The sequence below is a fragment of the Photobacterium sanguinicancri genome (assembly GCF_002265265.1).
GTDB classification, from domain to species: domain Bacteria; phylum Pseudomonadota; class Gammaproteobacteria; order Enterobacterales; family Vibrionaceae; genus Photobacterium; species Photobacterium sanguinicancri.
The window spans coordinates 1-481 of sequence record NZ_NOIF01000444.1 but is presented as its reverse complement, the minus strand read 5'-3'; the positions used below and the strand labels follow the sequence as shown (position 1 = coordinate 481).

Annotated in this window: 3 tRNA genes; all 3 read right to left on the bottom strand. The window is 52.4% G+C overall.

The features are described 5' to 3' along the window. Positions 1–73, bottom strand: a tRNA-Arg gene (locus ASV53_RS24525). A gap of 79 nt (positions 74–152) precedes the next feature. Further along, positions 153–244 (bottom strand) — tRNA-Ser (locus ASV53_RS24520). A 12-nt stretch (positions 245–256) separates the two neighbouring features. Beyond that, positions 257–333 (bottom strand) — tRNA-Arg (locus ASV53_RS24515). Between the last annotated feature and the right edge of the window lie 148 nt (positions 334–481).

Here is a 481-nt window from a genome sequence, read left to right as displayed (position 1 = left end):
GCGCGCGGGAGGATTCGAACCTCCGACCGCCTGGTTCGTAGCCAGGTACTCTATCCAGCTGAGCTACGCGCGCTCCGGGTGTTGCGTTGTTATCTTCTCGCTATAAGAGATAACAGACTAAACTCTAAATAATTTAGCGAATAGCAAAAGAATGGCGGTGAAGGAGGGATTCGAACCCTCGATACGGGATAAACCGTATACTCCCTTAGCAGGGGAGCGCCTTCAGCCTCTCGGCCACCTCACCACACAAATTCGATGGTGCGCGCGGGAGGATTCGAACCTCCGACCGCCTGGTTCGTAGCCAGGTACTCTATCCAGCTGAGCTACGCGCGCACTAATTTGTTTTACCACAATGAAAAGTAGCTAAACACATTTCATTGTCGTTTAAATTCATAAAAGAAAGAATGGTGCGCGCGGGAGGATTCGAACCTCCGACCGCCTGGTTCGTAGCCAGGTACTCTATCCAGCTGAGCTACGCGCG